Annotated in this window: 20 protein-coding genes and 3 pseudogenes; 13 read left to right on the top strand and 10 right to left on the bottom strand. The window is 59.7% G+C overall.

Annotated elements, in window-relative coordinates; translation table 11 throughout:
* Window positions 1-38: 38 nt before the first annotated feature.
* Window positions 39-506 (bottom strand): DNA gyrase inhibitor SbmC, encoded by a 468-nt coding sequence (gene sbmC / locus MMS95_RS03950; RefSeq protein WP_085336706.1) that lies wholly within the window; start codon window positions 504-506, stop codon window positions 39-41.
* 22 nt (window positions 507-528) lie between these two features.
* On the bottom strand, window positions 529-1371 hold the full coding sequence (gene kynA / locus MMS95_RS03945) for a tryptophan 2,3-dioxygenase (RefSeq protein WP_004935005.1): 843 nt from the start codon (window positions 1369-1371) through the stop codon (window positions 529-531).
* A 296-nt stretch (window positions 1372-1667) separates the two neighbouring features.
* Between kynA and MMS95_RS03940 the strand changes: the two genes are divergently transcribed.
* From MMS95_RS03940 to MMS95_RS03925, 4 genes are all read left to right on the top strand, one after another.
* Window positions 1668-2705 carry a LacI family DNA-binding transcriptional regulator gene (locus MMS95_RS03940; RefSeq protein WP_075684524.1) on the top strand — a complete coding sequence of 346 codons (1038 nt, stop codon included), beginning with the start codon at window positions 1668-1670 and terminating at the stop codon, window positions 2703-2705.
* A gap of 270 nt (window positions 2706-2975) precedes the next feature.
* The gene (locus tag MMS95_RS03935; protein ID WP_021505752.1) at window positions 2976-4211 is read left to right on the top strand and encodes an MFS transporter; all 1236 of its coding nucleotides are present in this window, start codon (window positions 2976-2978) and stop codon (window positions 4209-4211) included.
* A 21-nt stretch (window positions 4212-4232) separates the two neighbouring features.
* Entirely contained in the window at window positions 4233-4997 is a 765-nt protein-coding gene (locus tag MMS95_RS03930; RefSeq protein WP_021505753.1) for an SDR family NAD(P)-dependent oxidoreductase, read from the top strand.
* Window positions 4998-5046: 49 nt separating this feature from the next.
* Window positions 5047-5463 carry an RbsD/FucU domain-containing protein gene (locus MMS95_RS03925; RefSeq protein WP_076740719.1) on the top strand — a complete coding sequence of 139 codons (417 nt, stop codon included), beginning with the start codon at window positions 5047-5049 and terminating at the stop codon, window positions 5461-5463.
* Between the two features lie 52 nt (window positions 5464-5515).
* Here the strand turns inward: MMS95_RS03925 and MMS95_RS24220 are convergent, their stop codons facing one another.
* Window positions 5516-6865, bottom strand: coding sequence for a colicin-like pore-forming protein (locus tag MMS95_RS24220; RefSeq protein ID WP_118891927.1), 1350 nt, complete (start codon window positions 6863-6865; stop codon window positions 5516-5518).
* Between the two features lie 305 nt (window positions 6866-7170).
* Here MMS95_RS24220 and MMS95_RS03910 point away from each other — a divergent pair, with 305 nt between their 5' ends.
* On the top strand, window positions 7171-8250 hold the full coding sequence (locus tag MMS95_RS03910; protein WP_015378304.1) for a hypothetical protein: 1080 nt from the start codon (window positions 7171-7173) through the stop codon (window positions 8248-8250).
* Here MMS95_RS03910 and MMS95_RS03905 read toward each other — a convergent pair whose 3' ends face one another.
* Complete coding sequence (locus MMS95_RS03905) at window positions 8251-8688, bottom strand: MarR family transcriptional regulator (protein WP_015378305.1); 438 nt, start codon at window positions 8686-8688, stop codon at window positions 8251-8253.
* Between the two features lie 154 nt (window positions 8689-8842).
* Here MMS95_RS03905 and aceE point away from each other — a divergent pair, with 154 nt between their 5' ends.
* On the top strand, window positions 8843-11518 hold the full coding sequence (gene aceE / locus MMS95_RS03900) for a pyruvate dehydrogenase (acetyl-transferring), homodimeric type (RefSeq protein ID WP_021505758.1): 2676 nt from the start codon (window positions 8843-8845) through the stop codon (window positions 11516-11518).
* A 27-nt stretch (window positions 11519-11545) separates the two neighbouring features.
* On the opposite strand, the gene umuC is transcribed toward aceE, so the two are convergent.
* Window positions 11546-12862 carry a translesion error-prone DNA polymerase V subunit UmuC gene (umuC, locus tag MMS95_RS03895; RefSeq protein WP_242141399.1) on the bottom strand — a complete coding sequence of 439 codons (1317 nt, stop codon included), beginning with the start codon at window positions 12860-12862 and terminating at the stop codon, window positions 11546-11548.
* Between the two features lie 2 nt (window positions 12863-12864).
* Complete coding sequence (gene umuD / locus MMS95_RS03890; RefSeq protein WP_015378308.1) at window positions 12865-13299, bottom strand: translesion error-prone DNA polymerase V autoproteolytic subunit; 435 nt, start codon at window positions 13297-13299, stop codon at window positions 12865-12867.
* Window positions 13300-13688: 389 nt separating this feature from the next.
* Between umuD and MMS95_RS03885 the strand changes: the two are divergent.
* Window positions 13689-13922 (top strand): annotated as a pseudogene (locus tag MMS95_RS03885) (resolvase); the annotation flags it as partial.
* 58 nt (window positions 13923-13980) lie between these two features.
* On the opposite strand, the gene MMS95_RS03880 reads toward MMS95_RS03885, so the two are convergent.
* From MMS95_RS03880 to MMS95_RS03870, 3 genes and pseudogenes are all read right to left on the bottom strand, one after another.
* Entirely contained in the window at window positions 13981-14352 is a 372-nt protein-coding gene (locus MMS95_RS03880; protein WP_126171699.1) for a hypothetical protein, read from the bottom strand.
* Between the two features lie 75 nt (window positions 14353-14427).
* Window positions 14428-14565 (bottom strand): helix-turn-helix domain-containing protein, encoded by a 138-nt coding sequence (locus tag MMS95_RS03875; protein WP_175606842.1) that lies wholly within the window; start codon window positions 14563-14565, stop codon window positions 14428-14430.
* A pseudogene (locus tag MMS95_RS03870) lies at window positions 14566-14757 on the bottom strand (DNA polymerase V); the annotation flags it as partial.
* Window positions 14758-15124: 367 nt separating this feature from the next.
* Between MMS95_RS03870 and fdhD the strand changes: the two are divergent.
* From fdhD to MMS95_RS03855, 3 genes and pseudogenes are all read left to right on the top strand, one after another.
* Window positions 15125-15895, top strand: a pseudogene (gene fdhD / locus MMS95_RS03865) (formate dehydrogenase accessory sulfurtransferase FdhD); the annotation flags it as partial.
* Between the two features lie 58 nt (window positions 15896-15953).
* Window positions 15954-16871 (top strand): bestrophin family ion channel, encoded by a 918-nt coding sequence (locus tag MMS95_RS03860; RefSeq protein ID WP_242141398.1) that lies wholly within the window; start codon window positions 15954-15956, stop codon window positions 16869-16871.
* A gap of 34 nt (window positions 16872-16905) precedes the next feature.
* Window positions 16906-17868: a Dyp-type peroxidase gene (locus MMS95_RS03855; protein ID WP_033632709.1), complete on the top strand. Its 963-nt coding sequence runs from the start codon at window positions 16906-16908 to the stop codon at window positions 17866-17868.
* 10 nt (window positions 17869-17878) lie between these two features.
* Here MMS95_RS03855 and MMS95_RS03850 read toward each other — a convergent pair whose 3' ends face one another.
* Window positions 17879-18712, bottom strand: coding sequence for an IclR family transcriptional regulator C-terminal domain-containing protein (locus MMS95_RS03850; protein WP_033632708.1), 834 nt, complete (start codon window positions 18710-18712; stop codon window positions 17879-17881).
* Window positions 18713-18955: 243 nt separating this feature from the next.
* On the opposite strand from MMS95_RS03850, the gene MMS95_RS03845 reads away from it, so the two are divergent.
* Genes MMS95_RS03845 through pcaF form a run of 3 tightly spaced genes read left to right on the top strand, consistent with a single transcriptional unit; the run spans window position 18956 to window position 21513 of the window.
* A complete protein-coding gene (locus MMS95_RS03845; protein WP_085058738.1) occupies window positions 18956-19642 on the top strand; it encodes a 3-oxoacid CoA-transferase subunit A in 687 nt (228 codons plus the stop codon).
* A 10-nt stretch (window positions 19643-19652) separates the two neighbouring features.
* Entirely contained in the window at window positions 19653-20333 is a 681-nt protein-coding gene (locus MMS95_RS03840) for a 3-oxoacid CoA-transferase subunit B (protein ID WP_033632707.1), read from the top strand.
* Window positions 20311-21513, top strand: a complete 1203-nt coding sequence (gene pcaF, locus MMS95_RS03835) for a 3-oxoadipyl-CoA thiolase (RefSeq protein ID WP_085058739.1) — start codon at window positions 20311-20313, stop codon at window positions 21511-21513. Before MMS95_RS03840 ends, pcaF begins: the two co-directional genes overlap by 23 nt.
* Window positions 21514-21520: the final 7 nt, after the last annotated feature.

The following is a 21520-nucleotide window of genomic DNA, read 5'->3' as shown; positions in this document are numbered from 1 at the left end:
TACCGCCCATCGATTCAGCCCTCTTTATCATTTCCCCCTCACCACTTCTTCACCGTCTGGTAAATCTCGAGGTCGAAATAGCCGTCGGCCTCGCAGTCGTTGAGATAGTGTTCATAGCTCACCCCCTCAACCGGCTGGTAGCCGCTGGCCGGCAGCAGCTTCTGATAGAACTCGCCCCACACCCGCTCGAAATCGCCATCGCTGATGCGCACGTGGTAGACCGCATACTGCCCGGCGGGCAGCGTCTGCACGGTGACGCCCGCGCTGCCCGCCGGCAGCGCGAAATCGTCCGCCACGCTCATCACCACGTCGGCGCGCAGCTTTTCCGGCGCCACTTCCGCCGGATCGTCCCAATACAGCACCAGCCATTTGCCGAACGGCACGTCGTGGCGCTGCCGCCATGCCAGCAGTTGCTGCGAGCCCTGCGGGATGGTCTGCGGATACGGCCCCACGACTCTCACTCCCACCACCTTCTCCGCCGCCTTATCGATAATCCTCACGCTCATCGCCCTTCCCCCTCACAATGTCTCAGGCACCGATTTCGGTACGCACGTCCAGCAACTCGGGGAAAAAGGTCAGATCCAACGCCTTTTTCAGGAAGCTGACGCCGCTGGAGCCGCCGGTGCCCGACTTAAAGCCGATGATCCGCTCCACCGTTTTCATATGGCGGAAACGCCACAGATGGAAACTCTCTTCGATATCCACCAGCTTCTCCGCCATTTCATAGGCTTCCCAGTAGGTTTGCGGGTTGTCGTAGATCACTTTAAACGCCGGCAGCAGATCCGGGTTGCGCTGGTAGGGCTGCGTCCAGTCGCGCTCGAGACACTCCTGCGGGATCGGCAAGCCGTGGCGCGCCAGATACAGCAAGTATTCGTCGTACAGGCTCGGCGCTTCGAGGATCGCCTTCAGCGCGGCGTGCCTTTCCGCGTCGTTGCTGAACACCGCCAGCATGGCGGCGTTCTTGTTGCCGAGCAGGAATTCGATCGACCGGTACTGGTGCGACTGGAAGCCCGACGAACTGCCCAGCACGTCGCGAAACTCGACGTATTCTGACGGCGTCAGCGTTTCCAGCACCGCCCACTGTTCGAACAGCAGCCGCTGGATCTGTTTGACGCGCGCGAGGATTTTGAAACAGTGGCTGAGTTTGTCCTGCTGCACCAGCCGCAGCGCCGCCTGCAGCTCGTGCAGCATCAGCTTCATCCACAGTTCGGAGGTTTGATGCTGTATCACGAACAGCATTTCGTCATGATGCGGCGGGTTGGAGAGCGGGTGCTGGCAGTCCAGCAGTTGGTCCAGGCACAGGTAGTCGCCATAGCTCATGCGTTTGGAAAAATCGGTGACAATCGCGCTTTCTAATTCCCGTTTGTTCATCTGTGATCTCCGTTGCGCCCAGCGCCCCATCGGCCTGGAACGTGCCGCAAAGAGAAAACAATAGTACAGAACCCGCCGCCCCGAAGGGCGATAAACGAGAGATGCTTCGCAGATCTCACTCATCTGCGTTAACACAGTGCCCCCACCCCCGCTGTTGTTTAGTAAACAACACGGCTGCCGCCTGACGACTCTCACAAATGCGCGATCCCATGCACGCGGCGCCCCGGTTGCAGCTTGCCTGCGGCCGGCTTCCCTTATAGATTGCAGGCTAACGGCAGGCAGCAAGGTATCGGCAAATGGCAAATATTCGTGATGTGGCGCGGTTGGCCGGCGTGTCCATCAGCAGCGTGTCGAACCTGCTGAATAATCGCAGTCACCAGATGAGCGCGCAGACCCGTGAGCGCATCGAACGGGCGATGGCGACCCTGGGCTACCGGCCGGCTCAATCGGCGACGGCACCCACGCCGCAGGCGAAAATCATCGGCCTGCTGCTGCCGTCGATCGTTAACCCGAGCTTTTCGGCGCTGGCGCATGCGGTCGACGGCGCGGCGCGGGCTCACCGTTACCGGGTCTTGCTCGGCAACGCCTACCGCCAGGAGCAGGAGGAGGCCGCGTTTATCGACGATATGTTCCTGCATGGCGTGCGCGGCATCATCGTGGCGGCGAGCGACATTCGCCAGACCCATTTTGTTCGGGCCGCCGAGCGAGGCATGAAGATTGTCAGCTACGACAGCCCGTTTGCCGAGCAGATGGCCACCGATAGCCGGCTGTTCGACAGCGTGTCGATGGACAATATCGCCGCCGGGCGCCTGGCCGCACAGCACCTGCTCGAACGCGGCTGCCGACACATCGTGTTCGCCACCGAAGCGACGCTGACCGTGGGGCGCAGCCACAAGATCGACGGTTTTCTGAGCGCCCTGGGGCACAGCCTGAGTGAACGCCAACGGGTGATCGAAGGCAAGGCCACCAGCGCCTACGGCGACACGGAAATGTTCGAATTGGGGCTGACGCTGGCGCCGCGCGTTCTCGCGTTGGCGCCGCGCCCGGACGGCATCGTGGCGATTAACGATGCGTTAGGCATCGGGCTGATGGTGGGCCTGCGCGCCGCCGGCGTCCAGGTGCCCGCAGACATCTCAGTGATCGGCATCGACAATATCGCGCTGGCCGGCCTGGCCGAACCGGGGCTGACGTCCGTGCGGCCGCCGCTGGCGGAGATGGCGCAGCTGATGGTCGAACGCCTGATCGGCCGCATCAACAATGATTCGCAACCGCCCGGCGAGTTTCTCTTCCCGCCGACGGTCATCAGCCGGCGCTCGGTCAAAACCGCCGGTTAATAGAGTAAAAACGGCTTTACCAAACGATGTGCAGCCGGGCATCGTTCGGCTCGGCGCAGCCAAAATCAGAGAAATAGAATCGTCGCAATAAATAAACGGCGCGACGCTTTTATGCACGCAACGTCGTTATTCAGCTCTCCGCTCATTGCTTTGGGTCGGGCCGCTATTATTCCGATTAACCACATGGGAAAAACCATGATGAAAAAAATAATGCCAAAGGATATTGAACGCAGCGCCATCAGGAAATTGACGCTGCATATTGTGCCCCTCATGATATTGTTGTATTTCCTGGCCTTTCTCGACCGCAACAATATGGCCTACGCCGCCAAAGCGCTGGAAGATAACCTGGGATTGACCGCCTCGGCTTTCGGCTTCGCTTCCGGGATTTTCTTTATCGGCTATTTCCTGTTTGAAATACCCAGCAACGCCGGCACCATTAAATTCGGCCCGCGCATCTGGTTCGCCAGAATATTAATTTCCTGGGGCATCTTCGCGACCCTGCTCGGTTTTGTGCGCACGCCGATGGAGCTGTATATTTGCCGTTTTATGCTGGGCGTGTGCGAAGCCGGTTTCTTTCCCTCGGTGGTGTATTACTTCACGGTGTTCTTCCCGGAAAAGTACCGCACTAAAATTCTCGGCATGTTCATCATCGTCCAGCCGCTGTCCAACGCGGTCGGCTCGCCGATTTCCGGCTTTATTCTCAATATTCAGCATGACTGGTTCGGGTTCGCCCCCTGGCAGCTGCTGTTCATCCTCGAAGGGCTGCCGCCGATCGTCATCGGCCTGCTGATCCCCTTCCTGATCAAGAACTCGCCCAAGGACGTCGGCTATCTGAACGTGGAGGAAAAAGCCTGGCTGATGAGCAACGCCGGCCGCTCCAAATCCGGCTCTAAAATCACGCTGGGCGACTTCCTCAAGGGCATTAAAAACAAGAAATACCTGCTCTACGCGCTGCTCAACTTCGGCATGGTGTGCGGCATTTACGGCTTCGGCACCTGGCTGCCGTCGATCATCAGCGCCATTTCCGGCGGCGATATCTTCCGCGTCAGCCTGCTGGCGCTCATTCCCTACGGCCTGGCCGCGCTGCTGGTCTATCCGTGGAGTCTGTGGGCCAGCAAAACCAAAAAACTCGGCGTGTTCGCCGGCCTCAGCATGGTGATCGCCGCCATCGGCCTGATGGGCGCGGTGACATTTTTTAAATACGACCCGTTCGTCGCGCTGTCATTCCTGTGCATCGCCGCCATCGGCATCTATACCGCCGTGCCGCCGTTCCTATCCATGCCCGCCAACATATCCACCGGCGCGGCCGCAGCAGCCGGGCTGGCGGTGGTGAGCTGCATCGGCAATATCGGCGGTTTCGTCGCCCCCTATGCGGTGGGCGTGCTGAACGATCTGACCGGCAGCAGCGCACCGGGGCTGTTTTTCCTGGCTTCGTGCCTGCTGGCCACCGGGTTGATCTGCATTTTCTACTGCGCCAAACAGCGTGAAGGCGTCATCAATTCTTAACGAACCAATAAGGAGTCAATCATGGGCGATCTTGCGGGCAAAAAGGTCTTTATCACCGGGGCGGAACAGGGCATCGGCCGCGCCACCGCGGAGCGGCTGATCAAGGCCGGTTGCGACATCTATTTTCACTATCACAGCGACGAAAGCGGCCCCAAAGCGCTGGTGGCGCTGGCCCATTCATTGGGGCAAAAGGCCGCCTACGGCTACGCCGATCTCATCGATACCGACGAAACGCTGCGCTGCGTCTCGGCCGGCGCCGAGTTGCTCGGCGGCATCGATATCCTGATCAATAACGTCGGCGGCATCGTCGGGCGCAAATGGCTGGGCGAGATCGACCGCGCCTTCTGGCAAACCGTGATCGACGTGAACATGACCACCATGCTGAACGTTACCCAGAGCGCGCTGCCGCACCTGAAAGCGGCGCCGGACGGCGCCAGCATCGTTAACCTGGCCTCACAGGCGGGCCGCGCCGGCGGGCACGCCGGCTCGCTGGTCTATTCCGCCACCAAGGGCGCGGTACTCACCTGGACGCGCTCGCTGGCGGCGGAGCTCGGCGAGCACGGCATCCGGGTGAATGCGGTGGCGCCCGGCCTGATCCTCGGCACCCGTTTCCACAATCGCCACACCACCCAGGCATCGGCGGAGGAAACCGTTCGCGCCATCCCGCTGGGCCGCGCAGGCACACCGGACGACGTGGCGCGCGCCATCGCCTTCCTGGCGGCGGAATACGACGGCTTTATCTCCGGCGCGACTCTCGACATCAACGGCGGCATCTACCGCATGTAATTCAGCTGCGGGCGGCGCGCTTGCCGCCCGCCCATTCAGGAATCGCTTTATGATCAAATCCGCCATCACTCACCCGCCGCTGCTCGCCGCACTGGCGCAATGCGGGCATAAAACCCAGGTGTTGATCGCCGACGGCAACTACGCCTGCATGACGCATGCGCCGAAAGACGCCACCGTGGTCTATCTGAACCTGGCGCCCGGCACGCTCGCCGCCCCGCCGATCCTGGAAAAACTGCTGGCCTGCATCAACGTGGAAAGCGCGGCGCTGATGGCCTGCCCGCCGGACTTCACCAACACTATCGAAGCCGAATACCGGCAGTTGCTGCCGGCACATTGCCCGGTCGAACACCTGCCGCGCGAGGCGTTTTACGCCGCGGTCAAATCGGATCAAACGCTGCTGGTGATCGCCTCCGGCGAACAGCGCCGTTTCGCCAATCTGCTGCTGACGGTGGCGCCGGTGGTGTGAAAGAGGTAGAGGGTGTGAGGGGTAAAATGAGGGGGCCAGCCCCCTCATGCCGTTACAGGTCAGCGACCCACTTCTCCAGCTCCCCCGCACGTTCCGCATCGATATAGCTGGTGGCCCAGCCAAACAGGTAAGCGAAGGCGAAAATGCCCACCGTCGACGACACCAGCGTCGGCGCGAAAAACGCGGCGATAGCGGAGAGCGTATACCCTGCGCCGATTGACAACCCGAGCGCTTCGAGCTGGTTGCGGAACGCTTTCCAGTTGCCGGTTGAGAAACCTTCAATCGCGGCGTTTACCAGATCCGCGCCTTTGATCGCCCAATCCACCCCGGTGAAGACCTTGCCTAATACCCGCGCATTGCGGGCATACTGTTCCGCATCGATCATTTTCAGCCAGGTGACAATCGCCGCTTTGTCCTGCGCCTTAAGCTTTTTGTTCAGGCCCTTCGTCAATTGCTCGTAGGTTTTCTCCGCATCTTGCACGTTGCGAATATATTTTCCTTGAATTCCCGCCTCCAAATCCTTGGCGAGTTTGGCGTATTTCGCGCCGATCTTTTCCGCGATATCTTTATTGATACCTGCGGCCAGGCTGACGCCATCCTTGATGGCTTTTAATTCCGCATTTTGATATTCGACGAATTCCTTAACGATCGTTTTTACCGAGCCGGGCGATTTTACCGGTTTGCCGTTGGCATATTTCACCTCCATGGCATTCAGGTTATCCCCTCTCACCACGGCGATAAACGCGGGCCGGTTCTTATTGGCCTTATAGTAGAGGTTGTAGGTCGCCACTCCGTCTTGCTTTTCCACCTTCAAATGATGAAAACCGTAGTAACTCCCGGTCGTGCGGGTCGTCGAGAATTCGCCGGTTTTGCCGTTGCCATGCCAGCCGCTGACGGGCCGATCGCGATGCGAGTCTGTCACGAAACTGCCTAACGAAGAGGCGCCGATCTGCCCGGCATTCAGGCCATTGTTGCCGCCTTTGCCAGGAGTTGAGGGCTTGCGCGCATGGCCGGTTTCGATATCCCCGAGCGCCACTGTCACCCCCTTGGCGTTGACCCCCATCACCAGCCCCCCCAGGCCAATGTGCTTCGCCTGCTCGGCCGTCAAACCGGTGGCGGAAAGGCTCAGCGTGCCGGATGGGCTGACGCTTTCAATATGCAATTTCGCATCCGGGTTAATTCTGCGCGCCGCCTTAATCACCGCCTCCAGCTTCATGCGCAGCGCCGGATCGTTTTGGATCGCCGCTATCTGTTGCTGTTCCGGGCTGTTGCCAACGCCGGCGCCGCCGCGATCGCGATCGCCGGAATGGCCTTTATCGCCGCCCCCCGGCTCAGGGCCCGTACCGCGTTCAGAACTCCAGTTAGTCCCATCTCCTTTACCGCCATAATTAAATCCAGGCATATGCTTTCATCCTTATTTCGTTTTATTTTTAAGATGCCGATATTCTCGTTTAACGCGGATTGACACACGCATTATCCCTATCGGCAAACCGTTTTTAGCTGCCCGTCATTTATAAAAAACTGCAGAAATAAGGACAACGGATGGCGGCTGTCTGGTCGGTGAAACAAATAGGATCGCGTCTGCAGAACCTGAATATATCGCCGCGGGACACACCTGGATGGCTGCGACCTGTTCAGAAGTCATTGGCACACGCCATGAATTGCAATTACAATCATCGCACTTGCAACTTAAAGAGAATGCTCCGCATGTCGCCTCAACGTATAACACTGCCCGCCGCCTCGGCCAGAACCCAAACCCTGGCCGAAGCCTGTATCCGCAAGATGACCTCCGCCAGCCAAAAAGCCGGCGCTTCGCGCCCTTCTGCCAGCGCCTGGACGGCACAAACTCTGGGCGAACTCAACGCCAGCGGCGACATCTGGCTTATCGACGGCAGAAGGCGCGCCGAGCCGCCGATTTCCCGCTACGCCACCGCCTGGCCGCTCTGGTTTGGCCATCAATCAGAGCGTTATGAGAAGCCGCTGTTTTACTTCGTCAACACGCCCTCGGTGGACATGCTCCGCGGGCTTGAGCCGGAAACCAATCGCAAGGGGATTTTCATCAGCGATGCAGATACCGGCAGTGCCGATTTGCCGAAAGGCGTTCAGGCCTGGTTCCCGCTTCAGCTCACGGCCATGCCGGGCTGGTTGCCTTTCGATCCGGCCAATGCCAGAGAAACCGGCGCGATACTCCATCACGCCCTGCGCGCGCTCTATCTGGAGGGAACGAGAAAGATGGTGTATCTCGCGACCAACGCAGACAATGGCCCCCTCTCTTCAGGGGAGCCGTTTGTCGCAGAACAGGCGTTCAGGGGAATGTATCGCGTCGCCACCGCGGCAGACTCACCGTTGCAGGTTCGTCTGTGCGGCGCCGGCCGTGCGCTCGCCCGCGTTCAGCAGGCGGCCGAGGTATTGAAAAACTGGGGGATTGCGTCTGAAATCTGGAGCTGCCCCAGCTACACGCGGTTGGCGCAGGACGCCGAACTCGCCGACATGCAGCGCCAGGACAGCGGCGGCAAATGCCATCTGAAAACGTGCCTGGGTGCCGGGAATGCCCCCGTCGTCGCCGTCACCGACTATTCGCACCTGATTGCCAATCAGCTCAAGCGATTCATTCCCGCACGCTTTGCCGCGGTGGGCTCAGATTCACGGGTGCGCGGCGAAATCCACTACCCGCAGGCGGAATGGATTGCGCTCTGCGCCCTCAAACTGCTGGCCGACGAGCAGAAAATCCCTTCGGCGCTGATCGCCGATGCGCTGCGCGTTCTGCACATCACACCCGATGCCTGATCACTCTCTGGCCAGCTGCATCGCGTTGTCCAACGCGTCGGAGAAGCGTGCGATCTCTTCTTCGCTGAACTGGTTGAGAAAATGGGTGTTGACCACCGTGCGGTAGATCTCCCACATCTTTTTCCGCAGGGCCTTGCCTTCCTCGGTGATAGTCGCGAAGGAGGCCCGGCGATCGTCATCCGATCGAAAACGCGTGACCAGCCGCTCTTTTTCCAGGCGATCCATCAGGCGGGTCAGGTTGTAACGCTCAATCACCAACACGTCCGCCAGCTCATGCATGCGGCGTGTGCCGTTTTCCCCGCTTTCCAATCCCCATAACACGTCATACCAGGCGTAAACCGGCAGCCCCGCTTCCGACAACTTCGCCTCTATCTTTCTGATCATCGCCCGATGCGCGCGCACAAAGGAGAACCACAGGTCAGGTTGTTTATCTGTCATGTCATTTTTCTCGTCAAAAGCTGTGAGTTGCAATTGCAATTGTAAAGGGATAGAGTGGCTTTCGCCATTATTGCATTTGCAACTCTTGCACTTGCAATTCAATAAATCCCTGTATCGCTCAGCGCCTTATCAGGTAAGTACATTTGGAGCTTTTATGAACCAACCCGTGGTTAAAGCAGATCTTGACCCGCAAGAGACGGCTGAATGGCTTGAGGCATTTGAAGGCGTCACCGATATCGACGGCCGTGAGCGCGCGCATTTTTTACTGGAGAAAATGGCCGAAGCCGATCAGCGAAAACACGGCGATTTCTTCAGCCTGGTCACCACGCCCTACGTGAACACCATTCCGGCTTATAAGCAGCCGACGTATCCCGGCGATCTGGCCGCTGAAGCGCGCATCAATGCGTTTATTCGCTGGAACGCCATGGCGATGGTGCTGCGCGCCGGCAAACATTCCAACGTTGGCGGGCATATCGCCACCTACCAGTCGGCCGCAGTGCTTTACGATGTGGGATTCACGCACTTCTTCCGTGGGCGCACCGATGATTTCGCCGGCGACATGGTGTATATCCAGGGCCACTCCGCCCCCGGTATTTATGGCCGTGCCTATCTCGAAGGCCGCATCGACGAGGAGCTGCTCGACAACTTTCGTCGCGAATCCGCGCGCCGTGGCCTCTCCTCCTACCCGCACCCGCGGCTGATGCCGGATTTCTGGCAATATCCCACCGTTTCGATGGGGCTGGGGCCGCTGACCGCCGCCTACCAGGCGCGCTACATGCGTTATCTGGAATACCGCGAGCTGAAACCTCACCAGGGAAGAAAGGTGTGGGCGTTCCTCGGCGACGGCGAGATGGATCAACCGGAATCGCTGGCGGCGATTGCGCTGGGCGGGCGAGAAAAACTCGATAACCTGATCTTCGTCGTGAACTGTAACCTGCAGCGGCTGGATGGCCCCGTGCGCGGCAACGGCAAGATCATTCAGGAACTGGAGGGCACCTTCAAAGCCGCCGGCTGGCAGGTAATCAAGGTGATCTGGGGCAGCGGCTGGGACAAACTGCTGCAAAAAGACCGCTCCGGACTGCTGATGCAGCGGATGATGGAGTGCGTCGACGGCGATTACCAGACCTTCAAATCGCAAAGCGGCGCCTATGTGCGGGAGCATTTCTTCGGCAAGTACCCGGAATTGCTCGAGCTGGTCGCCGACCTGAGCGACGATGAGATCTGGGCGCTGCACCGTGGCGGCCACGATCCGCAAAAGGTGTACGCCGCCTACCATCAGGCGGTGCATACCACGGGCAGACCGACGGTGGTGCTGGCCAAAACCGTCAAAGGGTTTGGCATGGGGGAAGCCGGTGAAGGGCAGAACATCAACCACCAGCTGAAAAAAATGAGCCAGGATGCGGTGAAAGCCTTCCGCGACCGTTTAGGGCTGACAATCTCCGACGCCCAACTGGCAGAGATCCCTTACCTGAAGCCTGAACCCGACAGCGCGGCGGCGAAGTACATCACCGCGACGCGCACTGCGCTGGGCGGCTACATCCCTGCCCGCTTCGGCCAATCCGCTCCGCTGGCGATACCGGAACTATCGCGCTTCGACGGCCTGCTGAAGGGCAGCGGCGAACGCAACATGTCGACCACCATGGCTTTCGTCAATATCCTCGGCACGCTGCTCAAAGACGCCAACATCGGCAAACTGATTGTGCCCATCGTGCCGGACGAATCGCGCACGTTCGGCATGGAAGGCCTGTTCCGCCAGATTGGCATCCATTCCTGGCTCGGCCAGCTGTATACCCCGCAAGACGCCGGGCAGCTCAGCTACTACAAAGAGGCCAAAGACGGCCAGATTTTGCAGGAAGGCATCAACGAATCCGGCGCGATATCGACCTGGATCGCCGCCGGCACCGCCTACAGCAACCACGATGTCGCGACAATCCCGTTCTATATCTTTTACTCCATGTTCGGGCTGCAGCGGGTGGGCGATCTCGCCTGGGCAGCGGCAGACGCGCGCACCAAGGGCTTCCTGCTCGGCGCCACCTCCGGCAGAACCACTCTGATGGGCGAAGGCTTGCAGCATGACGACGGCCACAGCCACGTGCTGTCTTCCGTCATTCCCAGCTGCGTCTCCTACGATCCGACCTATGCCTATGAACTCGCAGTGATCGTTCAGAGCGGCATGCGCAGGATGTTCGTTGAACAAGAGGATATTTACTACTACATCACCTTGCTCAACGAAGGATACCCGCAGCCGCCGATGCCGGCGGGCGTGGAGGACGGGATTATCCAGGGCGCCTATTTGCTCAAACAGAACGAAACGGCAAACCAAGAGAGCCCGCGCGCTCAGCTGATCGCCAGCGGCGCCATCATGCGCGAGGCGCTGGCGGCGGCGGCGCTGTTGGCCGAGGACTTTGGCGTTGCCAGCGATATCTGGAGTGCCACCAGCCTGAGCGAACTGCGCCGTAACGGCATGGCGGCCGAACGCTGGAACCTGCTGCACCCGGAAGACCCGCCGAAAGTCCCTTATATACAGAGTCTGCTGGCGGCGCATCCTGGCCCGGTGGTGGTGGCGACGGACTATATGAAGATCGTCGGCGATCAGATCAAACCGTTCTTGCCGGACCGCGCCTTTATCACCTTGGGCACCGACGGCTTTGGCCGCTCGGACACCCGCGAGGCGCTACGTGAGTTCTTCGAGGTCAACCGCCATTTCATCGCGATCGCCGCGTTGAAACTGCTGGCTGACGAAGGCCGTATCGCCCGCAGCGAGGTCAACCGCGCCATGGTGCTGTATGGCATCACCCCCGATAAGCCGGACCCGGCAGCGGTGAAGTAACGCATAGCCTACCCACGCCGCCGGCTGTCACCCGCGGCGTTTTTCCTCCTTCGGCTCGGCGGCGCGCGGCTCCCGCTCCCCCAGCCGCACCAGCGGGATATCCGCCAGCCGGGTGGTGTAAGCCGGCGACAGCATTTCGCGCTTCATTTGCCACGGCTTGACGATCCCCTGCCCGGCGAACCATACGCGCCCGCGCCCTTCCTGATTCAGGCGATCGAGGGTCGCCATCAGCCGCTCGCTGTTGCGGCGCGGCGGGCAGTCGTCGAACAGATCGATCTGCGCCATGGCGGCGGCGCTGAAATCCCCCAGCACCACGCCGCCCTTCAGGTAACGTCGCCCTTCCTGCCAGATGCTCTCCAGCGCGCGCACCGCCATGGCGATAATGTCGCGGCTGTCGTTGCTCGGCGTTTGCAGCCGGGCGGTGCCCATATTGCTGTAATACCCTTCGCCCGCCGAATGCGGGCTGGTTTTGATAAACACCGACACATTGCGACAGTAGCGCTTTTCCTGCCGCAGCTTCTCGGCGGCGCGTTCGGCGTAGCTGCAGATCGCCTCGCGCATGTGCGGGTAATGCGTCAGGCGCTGGCCGAACGAACGGGAACAGATGATCTGCTCTTTGGCCGCCGCTTCATCCTCCCATTGCAGGCATGACTCGCCGCGCAGCTCTCGTATCGTGCGCTCCAGCACCACGCTGAAGGTTTTACGCGCCAGCCGGGTATCGCAGTCCGCCAGCTGCAGCGCGGTGTGAATGCCCATCGCCTGCAGCTGACGGGTCAGGCGGCGGCCCACGCCCCACACCTCCTCCACCGGGATTAACGCCAGCAGCTTGCGCTGGCGCGCCGGATCGGACAAGTCCACCACGCCGCCGGTCCCCCGCCATTTCTTGGAGGCAAAGTTAGCCAACTTGGCCAGCGTTTTACTCGGTGCAATGCCGACCCCGACCGTCAAATGCAGCTCGCGCCGGATGCGATCGCGCACCCGTCGGCCGAACGGTTCCAGCGCTTCGCAGTGCGCCACGCCGTCCAGCCGCAGAAAGGCTTCGTCCAGCGAATAAATCTCCACCGCCGGCGCCATCTCCTCCAGCGTGTCCATCACCCGGCGGGACATGTCGGCGTACAGCGCGTAGTTGGAGGAAAACACCGCGACGTTGCGGCGGCGCATCTCCTCTTTGATTTTGAAATAAGGCGCGCCCATCGGCACGCCCAACGCCTTCGCCTCGGCGCTGCGGGCGATCACGCAGCCGTCGTTGTTGGACAGCACGATCACCGGCCGCCCCCGCAGGTCGGGCCGAAAGATGGTTTCGCAGGAGGCGTAGAAGCTGTTGACGTCTACCAGGGCAAACATGGTTACAGCGCCGCGTAGACGATAAAGGTCACCACGCCGAAGATCTCCAGCTGCGCCTCGTCGTTGAACACGATCGGCGCATAGGCGGGGTTCATCGGCAACAGCCGCACGTCGGGATAGCGCTGCAGTTTTTTGACGGTGAATTCACCGTCCACGGCGGCGATCACGATATTGCCGTGTTCCGGCGTCAGGGCGCTGTCGACGATCAGCAGATCGCCGTCCTGAATATTGCCGTCGATCATCGACTCGCCGCTGGCGCGTACAAAGTAGGTGGCGTTGGGATGCCGCACCAGCAGCTTGCCGATATCCAGCCGGCTCTCGACATAGTCCTGCGCCGGGGAAGGAAAGCCGCAGGCCACGCGATCGGCAAACAGCGGTAACGTCAGAGACTCACCTGGTGAAAAAGCATACAATCTTGAATTGCTCAGCATAATCATAACCAAACTGTATATTTATACAGTAAAGCATAAACAAAACGCGAACGCGCGCAACCCCAAATCCCCCTGCGGATCGCGCTTTCCCGCGTAATATAATAATTTTCTGAGTGATTTTTCCTACAGCTTTTGGCGTTCTTCACGTGTGTTTGCACACATGATACCCACCAAAACTGTGGATAATGCGGCACTCAGACCGTTGGCGTATCGATGGGCAGGATGAGTGAGGGATTGTCATTGCGAACGGCGCCGACGGCGGGCGATACCGGTTGCCAGACGAAATCCTCTGCCTGCAGGCTGTACACGTCAGCCTGCATTTGACCAGAGGGCGGGACTAAGCGGGTGTCGAGCCAGTCGCGCGCGGCCGTCGGTCTCTGCTGCTTACAGCGCCGCAAAGAACAGCGGCAGGCCTTGCCTCAGCAAGAGCCCGCGGGAGGAACGGCGGACGGCCTTACAAAATGACGCCAATAAAATTGCAACTGGCAATGGCATCAATGGGACGGCCAGAGACGAAAGTCAGTACGTTATGCCAGGAGCTTGGGATAACCCGACAAACGCTGTACCGCCACATTTCCCCTGATGGTCCACTGCGAGCTGACGGTATAAAGCTGCTCAACCGGGGATAATTTTAGCGGACGGAAAAATCTGGGGTTCCGGCGTAGAACCCCGAATAAGGAATAATCCTTAATTCATTTCAGGATTATTAATTCCATCTAAAACCTCTCGGCAATATTCTTTTTTATAGGCTTCATCATTACTTAATGACTTAACCAAAAAATCAGCATTTTTCCAACCATTATCCCAATGCGTATCGAATCCTGACTGTTCATACTTTAATGTTCTAGTTAATGAGTCTTTTATTTGTTTTTTATATTTATCAATCTTCTCATTGGTTGCCCCACAAACATCATGTGCAACACGAGCATTTGAGCCAGAAAAACCTATTGCTGAAATTGCCATCGCTTCATTTGATTTGTCGAAATCATTCGCATATGCCACAGCATTAGATAAAGCGAATATGACAAGAGCAGGTATGGTTTTTTTGTATGAAATCATCTTTCACCTCTAACTCATTGATTGTTCATGGGGTCAGTTTGGATATAGAAAATTATTGTACATTAAGGCTGCTTTTTAATCAGTCTCAACTTCTTTATAGAAGGCCTGAATGCGACAAACTTGGGAAGTACTGCAGCCTGTCGCGTCTGCTGTTTCTCGGATGCTCAGTTTCTTAATCTGTCGGTAGTGCCTGATCCATCCTGCTCGCTCCATCTCACCGCTGGCGCGCACGAAATAAGTGGCATTAGGATGGCGCACCAGCAGCTTGCCGATATCCAGCCGGCTCTCGACATAGTCCTGCGCCGGTGAAGGAAAACCGCAGGCCACACGATCGGCAAACAGCGGTAACGTCAGGGGCTCACCTGGTGAAAAAGCATACAACCTTGAAGTGCTCAGCATATTCATAACCAAACTGTATATTTATACAGTAAAGCATAAACAAAACGCGAACGCGTGAACCCCCCTATCCCCCGTCAGAACACAGTTTGACGCGTAATATAATAATTTTCTGAGCGATTTTTTTTTACGCCTGCTAACGGTTTCACTCTGCCTTGCGCACACGTTATCCACTAAAACTGTGGATAACCTGCAGGGCGTGATTCCCTACGCGAGCGGGATCAGAATCCTGTATAATGCCCACACCTGCTCAATAAGCATTCATCCCCGTCGGCGCCTCGTCACCGACGGTCACGAGAACGTTATGAACAAGCACCTACTCCTCGCAGAAACCGACGACATCGAACAGGCCTGCCTGTCTCGCCATGCGGTCTGGCAGCGCAACGATCTGGCTCAGGCGCAACAAGATTGGCTGGCGGAAGAAGTGCCGGTTGCCCTGGTGTACAACGGCATTTCCCACGTGGTGATGATGGCGACGCCGAAAGACCTGGCGGCCTTCGCCATCGGTTTTTCGCTGTCCGAAGGCATCATCGCCTCCCCCGACGATATCTACGACATCCGCCAGCAACCGGCCTGCAATGGCATTGAAGTGCATGTGGAACTCTCGAGCCGCCGCTTTATGCAGCTGAAAGAGAAGCGCCGCAGCCTGGCCGGCCGCACCGGCTGCGGCGTCTGCGGGGTCGAGCAACTGCAGGAGGTCGCTCAGCCCATCGCGCCGCTGCCTTTCACGCAGCGTTTCGATTTGGCGCTGCTCGATCGGGCGTTGGCGCAGCTGCAGGAAGTGCAAACGGTGGGGAAACTGACCGGCTGCACCCACGCGGCGGCCTGGATCCAGCCGGACGGCGCGCTCAACGGCGGATGTGAAGACGTCGGCCGCCATGTGGCGCTCGACAAACTGCTGGGTTATCGCAGCCAACAGGCGTGGTTGCAAGGGGCTGCGCTGGTGTCGAGCCGCGCCAGCTACGAAATGGTGCAAAAATCCGCCATGTGCGGCGTCGAGATCCTGTTCGCCGTTTCCGCCGCCACCCGCCTGGCGGTGGAGGTGGCCGAGCGCAGCAACCTGACGCTGGTGGGCTTCAGCAAGCCGGGGCGCGCCACCGTCTATACGCACCCGCAGCGGCTCTGGCAATCGACAACGGCGGCCTAACCCCGCCGGATAAGAATCGACTATTCTCAATAGCAGGACACCAGGAAGCGCCCACGTTATGATAATCCGCCCGCACCAGAACTGGTTTTTTCGCCTGTTCGCCTGGCACGGTTCCGTGCTGTCAAAGATCACCTTTCGCCTGTCGCTGAACGTGCTGATGTCGATAGTGGCGGTGATCAGCTACCAATGGTACGAACAGCTCGGCGTGCATTTGACCATCGCGCCGTTCAGCCTGCTGGGCATCGCCATCGCGATTTTTCTCGGCTTTCGCAATAATGCCGGCTACAGCCGCTTTGTCGAGGCGCGCAACCTGTGGGGCTCGCTGCTGATTACCGAGCGATCCCTGCTGCGCCAGATCAAAAGCCTGCTGCCGGACGAACCGGCGGTGCAGCAAAAGGTCGCCAAGCTGCTGATCGCCTTCAGCTGGAGCCTGAAGCATCAGCTGCGCGCCACCGATCCCACCGCCGATCTGTACCACAATCTCAGCAGCAAAGAGCTGGCCGAAGTGATCGCCAGCCCGATGCCGACCAACCGCATCCTGCTGATGCTGGGCCAGGAGATCGGCAAGCTGCGCCGACGGGGGCTATTGAGCGACATCACTTTCGAGCTGCTCGACAACAAGCTGAGCGAGCTGTCCCACGCCCTCGGCGGCTGCGAACGGCTCGTCAGCACCCCGGTGCCGTTCGCCTATACCCTGATCCTCCAGCGCACCGTTTACCTGTTCTGCAGCCTGTTGCCTTTTGCCCTGGTGACCGATCTGCATTACATGACACCGTTTGTTTCGGTGTTCATTTCCTATACCTTCTTATCCTGGGACTCACTGGCCGAAGAGCTGGAGGATCCGTTCGGCGTGTCGGCCAACCATCTGCCGTTAAACGCCATTTGCAACACCATTGAGCGCAACCTGCTGGAAATGAATGACCAAAGCCCGCTGCCACCGCCGATGAAACCCGACGAGCACTTTAATTTGATCTGAGCTATTTCACCCGAACACACTGGAGCCGAATGCAATGAATGCAAATACCCCCCTGCCGCAAGCCGTATTCACGCCGGTGACGCGCCATGCCATCTTTATCGTCGCCACCCTGTCGCCCGTTCCCGCCCATCTGGCGGCGGTTCGCGCCTGGTGCGGCGACATCGCCGCCGTGGTGCGTTCGGTCGGCAAACGCGCGCCGGCGGGCAACCTCACCTGCGTCTGCGGCTTCGGCTCCGAGGCCTGGGATACGCTGTTCGGCGCGCCGCGCCCCCGCCAGCTGCATCCGTTCAGCCCGATCGGCAGCGGGGAACGCGTCGCCGTTGCCACGCCCGGCGATATCCTGCTGCATATCCGCGCCGATGAAATGGATCTGTGTTTTGAACTGGCCTCTCAGCTGATCGGCAAGCTAGGCGACGCCGTGACGGTGATCGAGGAGGTGCACGGCTTCCGTTACTTCGATCAGCGCGCCATGATCGGCTTCGTCGACGGCACGGAGAACCCGGAAGGGCATGAAGCCTTCGATTACACGGTGATCGGCGACGAAGACGCGGCGTTCAGCGGCGGCAGCTATGTGCTGGTGCAGAAATACCTGCACGACATGCAGGGCTGGAATTCGCTCAGCGTGGAAACGCAGGAGAAGATCATCGGCCGCCATAAGCAGTCCAACATCGAGCTGGATGAAGCGGTCAAACCGTCGTCATCGCACAGTTCGCTGACCACCATCACCGACGAGCAAGGCAACGAGGTGAAAATTCTGCGCGACAACATGCCGTTCGGCCGCCCCGGCCTGCGCGAGTTCGGCACCTACTTTATCGGCTACGCGCGCTCTCCGCAGCCGATCGAGCAGATGCTGGAAAACATGTTTATCGGCCGCCCGGCCGGCAACTACGATCGGCTGCTCGATTTCAGCCGCGCGGTGACCGGCACTCTGTTCTTCGTGCCTTCCGCCCCGCTGCTGGAAGCGCTGGCCGACCGCAGCGGCGCCGAACTGCATTAATCCGCTCGCCCTACAGCAGCAGCGCCAGCTCCATCGCCGTGCGCTGCAGCTGCGGCAGCACTCGTTCGCGCAGCTCCGCCGCCGAGATCTGCGACGCATTGACGCCAACGTTCATTGCCGCCACAACCCCGCCTTTGCGTGAATGCATCGGCACCGCAATGGAACGCAGGCCGATCTCCAGCTGTTGATCGTTGATGGCATACCCCTGCCTGCGTACCCTGGCCAACTGTTCCTGCAGCTGCTCCGCACAGGTGACGGTAAACTCGGTCAGCGGTTCGAAAGTGACCCGCGACAGATAATCCTCCAGCTCTCCCTCGTCCAGCGCGCTGAGCAACACCAGCCCCATCGACGTCGCATAGGCCGGCAGACGGCTGCCGCGCCCCAGATCGATAGTCATGATGCGTTTAACCGAGGCCCGGGCGATATACAAAATGTTATCGCCATCCAGCGTCGCCACCGAGCAGGATTCATTAAGCAATTTGCTGAGATAGTCCAGCGAGTTTTGCGCCGCCTTCGCCAGCTCGGAAGAGGAAAGATAAGCGTGACCGATAGTTAGCACACGCGGCAGCAAGCGATAGTGGCGCCCATCGGGACAATGCACGAATCCCAGCGCTCGTAGGGTATACAAACAACGGCGCACCGCTGCGCGCGGAATGCCGGTTTGTTGACTGATCTCTGACACCGACATCTGCGAATACTGTGGCTTGAAGGCCTGCAACACCTCCAGCCCTCTGGCCAGCGAGGCCATAAAATTAGGATCGCCCTTGTACTGGTCGTTGCTTAAATCACCGATCTCCTGCAGCCGACGCAGTTCTTCGGTGCCAAATTCAGGAACTTCACTCATTCAGGCCTCCCATTAGTATCTGCTCTCAATTTACACGCTCAATACGGCAGCAAAGTCCTGCGTATCGCATCCGATGCCAATTTAGCCGCCTGCATCACAAAATGCAGACCTAAAACCTCAATGCACCGATAATCGCACAATGTTCTGATATTCGCACTTGCTGATGCTTTTTTCATCCTCTAGGTTAATTTCAAACCCGCTGGTTGTTGGCGCAACGTCCTAACCGAGCCTTGAGGAGAACTGATGATCGATAAAAGCATGGCGTCCGCAGACGCCGCCGTCGCAGATATTCCGGATGGCGCCACCCTTATGGTCGGAGGATTCGGTCCGGCCGGGCAGCCCTACGCACTGCTGGATGCGCTGATCCGTCGCCGGCCACGCGCGCTTACGCTGATCAGCAACAATGCCGGTAACGGCGATTTTGGCCTGGCGGCTCTGCTGAAAGCCGGCTGTGTGCGCAAAGTGGTGTGTTCTTTCCCACGGCAGGCAGATTCTTGGGTGTTTGACGACCTCTACCGCCGTGGCGAGTTGGAGCTGGAGCTGGTTCCGCAAGGCAATCTGGCGGCGCGCATCCAGGCCGCCGGCGCCGGGCTCGGCGGTTTCTATACCCCGACCGGCTATGGCACCCAATTGGCGGAAGGAAAGGAAACCCGCGAGATCGACGGCCGCCGATATGTTTTCGAACTGCCGCTGAAGGCCGACTTCGCGCTGATCAAGGCAGAACAAGCCGACCGTTGGGGCAACCTCCGCTATGACAAAACCGGGCGCAACTTCGGGCCGATTATGGCGATGGCCGCCAACTGCACCATCGTCGAAGTCAACCATATGGTGCCGTTGGGCGAACTGGATCCGGAAAACATCATCACGCCCGGCATCTTCGTGCAGCGTCTGGTGCCCTCTTCTCCCCGTGCAGCCCAGCTTTCGGCTTAAGGAACGCATCATGAGCAAACTGACCCATCAACAGCTGGCTGAGCGCATCGCGCGCGATATTCCCGAAGGCGCCTACGTCAATCTCGGTATCGGCATTCCAACCCAGATCGCCAACTATCTGCCGGCCGATAAAGAGATCTTCCTGCACAGCGAAAACGGCATTCTCGGCATGGGCCCGGCGCCAACGCCGGGCGAAGAGGACCCGGAATTGATCAATGCCGGCAAACAACCGGTTACGCTGCTGAAAGGCGGCTGCTTTTTCCACCACGGCGACTCTTTCGCCATGATGCGCGGCGGCCACCTGGATATTTGCGTGCTGGGCGCCTATCAGGTCTCCGAACGCGGCGATCTGGCGAACTGGAGCACTGGCGCACCGGGGGCGATTCCGGCGGTCGGCGGCGCGATGGATCTGGCGATCGGCGCACGCCAGGTGTTTGTGATGACCGAACACCTGACCAAAACGGGTGAATGCAAAATCGTTCGCCAATGCAGCTATCCGTTAACCGGCGTCGGCTGCATCGACCGCATCTACAGCGATCTGGCGGTGATGGACGTCACTCCCCAGGGACTGGTGGTGCGTGAAATATTTGCCGGCCTGACCCCGCAACAACTGCAGGACGTCACCCCGGTCGAACTGACTTTCACCCTTCAACACGGGGAACCGCGCCATGAATCCAGCTTATCTGTGTGACGCCGTCCGCACGCCCTTCGGTCGCCTCAATGGGAGCCTGGCCGGCATACGCGCCGACGACTTGGCCGCTCTGCCATTGAAAGCGCTGCAGGCACGCCATCCGACGCTCGACTGGAGCCAGGTGGACGACGTGTTGTTCGGCTGCGCCAATCAGGCGGGGGAAGACAACCGCAATGTCGCGCGCATGGCGCTGCTGCTCGCCGGCCTGCCGGTGCAGGTGCCCGGCTGCACCATCAATCGCCTGTGCGGATCCAGCCTGGATGCGGTAGCAGCTGCGGCGCGCGCCATCAGAACCGGCGAGAGCGAGCTGATGATCGCCGGCGGCGTGGAAAGCATGTCGCGGGCGCCTTATGTGATGGGCAAGGCGGAAAGCGCCTTCAGCCGCACGATGAAGATTGAAGACACCACCATGGGCTGGCGTTTTATCAACCCACAGATGCAGGCGCTGTACGGCGTGGACACGATGCCGCAGACCGCCGAAAACGTGGCGTCGCAATTCGGTATCAGCCGTCGCGATCAGGACGCCTTCGCCCTGCGCAGCCAGCAACGCACCGCCGCCGCACAGGAAAACGGCTTTTACAGCGACCAACTGATCGAGGTGCTTATCCCGCAGAAGAAAGGCGAGCCGCTGACCTTCAACCAGGACGAACATCCGCGCGCCACCACCTTAGCCGCACTGGAAAAACTCAGGCCGGTGGTCGCCCCGCAGGGCAGCATTACGGCCGGCAACGCATCCGGCCTGAACGACGGCGCCTGCGCGCTGCTGCTGGCCGGCGAGCGCAGCGTGGCTCGCCATGGCCTGCGGCCAATGGCACGCATCGTTGCCAGCGCCGTCACCGGCATCGAACCGGCGATCATGGGCTTTGCACCGGCGGCGGCGGTGCGCAAAGTGTTGCATATTGCCGGCCTGACCCTCGAACAGATGGACGTGATCGAACTGAACGAAGCCTTCGCCGCGCAAGCGCTGGCGGTGACCCGCGAGCTGGGACTGCGCGACGATGCGCCGCAGGTGAACCCGAACGGCGGCGCGATTGCGCTCGGCCATCCTCTGGGCGCCTCCGGTGGCCGGCTGGTGATGAACGCCGCCTGGCAACTGCGAAAAACGCGCGGGCGCTACGGGCTGTGCACCATGTGCATCGGCGTCGGCCAGGGCATTGCACTGATTATCGAACGGGTATGAGGTCAAT

It is taken from the genome of Serratia sp. PGPR-27, assembly GCF_022678525.1.
Classification (GTDB): domain Bacteria; phylum Pseudomonadota; class Gammaproteobacteria; order Enterobacterales; family Enterobacteriaceae; genus Serratia; species Serratia nematodiphila.
The sequence above is the reverse complement of the archived record's forward strand: the minus strand, read 5'-3'. Positions and strand labels throughout refer to the sequence as shown.

Excerpts from the sequence above, each read along its gene's own strand:
- MMS95_RS03925 (WP_076740719.1), top strand. The coding sequence starts at position 5,047 with ATGATCAAATCCGCCATCACTCACCCGCCGCTGCTCGCCGCACTGGCG.
- umuD (WP_015378308.1), bottom strand. The coding sequence starts at position 13,299 with ATGATTATGCTGAGCAATTCAAGATTGTATGCTTTTTCACCAGGTGAG.
- kynA (WP_004935005.1), bottom strand. The coding sequence starts at position 1,371 with ATGAACAAACGGGAATTAGAAAGCGCGATTGTCACCGATTTTTCCAAA.
- MMS95_RS03875 (WP_175606842.1), bottom strand. The coding sequence starts at position 14,565 with ATGGAGCGAGCAGGATGGATCAGGCACTACCGACAGATTAAGAAACTG.
- sbmC (WP_085336706.1), bottom strand. The coding sequence starts at position 506 with ATGAGCGTGAGGATTATCGATAAGGCGGCGGAGAAGGTGGTGGGAGTG.
- MMS95_RS03850 (WP_033632708.1), bottom strand. The coding sequence starts at position 18,712 with ATGAGTGAAGTTCCTGAATTTGGCACCGAAGAACTGCGTCGGCTGCAG.
- MMS95_RS03940 (WP_075684524.1), top strand. The coding sequence starts at position 1,668 with ATGGCAAATATTCGTGATGTGGCGCGGTTGGCCGGCGTGTCCATCAGC.
- MMS95_RS03840 (WP_033632707.1), top strand. The coding sequence starts at position 19,653 with ATGAGCAAACTGACCCATCAACAGCTGGCTGAGCGCATCGCGCGCGAT.
- MMS95_RS03930 (WP_021505753.1), top strand. The coding sequence starts at position 4,233 with ATGGGCGATCTTGCGGGCAAAAAGGTCTTTATCACCGGGGCGGAACAG.
- MMS95_RS03855 (WP_033632709.1), top strand. The coding sequence starts at position 16,906 with ATGAATGCAAATACCCCCCTGCCGCAAGCCGTATTCACGCCGGTGACG.
- umuC (WP_242141399.1), bottom strand. The coding sequence starts at position 12,862 with ATGTTTGCCCTGGTAGACGTCAACAGCTTCTACGCCTCCTGCGAAACC.
- aceE (WP_021505758.1), top strand. The coding sequence starts at position 8,843 with ATGAACCAACCCGTGGTTAAAGCAGATCTTGACCCGCAAGAGACGGCT.
- MMS95_RS03845 (WP_085058738.1), top strand. The coding sequence starts at position 18,956 with ATGATCGATAAAAGCATGGCGTCCGCAGACGCCGCCGTCGCAGATATT.
- MMS95_RS03880 (WP_126171699.1), bottom strand. The coding sequence starts at position 14,352 with ATGATTTCATACAAAAAAACCATACCTGCTCTTGTCATATTCGCTTTA.
- MMS95_RS24220 (WP_118891927.1), bottom strand. The coding sequence starts at position 6,865 with ATGCCTGGATTTAATTATGGCGGTAAAGGAGATGGGACTAACTGGAGT.
- pcaF (WP_085058739.1), top strand. The coding sequence starts at position 20,311 with ATGAATCCAGCTTATCTGTGTGACGCCGTCCGCACGCCCTTCGGTCGC.
- MMS95_RS03935 (WP_021505752.1), top strand. The coding sequence starts at position 2,976 with ATGATATTGTTGTATTTCCTGGCCTTTCTCGACCGCAACAATATGGCC.
- MMS95_RS03910 (WP_015378304.1), top strand. The coding sequence starts at position 7,171 with ATGTCGCCTCAACGTATAACACTGCCCGCCGCCTCGGCCAGAACCCAA.
- MMS95_RS03860 (WP_242141398.1), top strand. The coding sequence starts at position 15,954 with ATGATAATCCGCCCGCACCAGAACTGGTTTTTTCGCCTGTTCGCCTGG.
- MMS95_RS03905 (WP_015378305.1), bottom strand. The coding sequence starts at position 8,688 with ATGACAGATAAACAACCTGACCTGTGGTTCTCCTTTGTGCGCGCGCAT.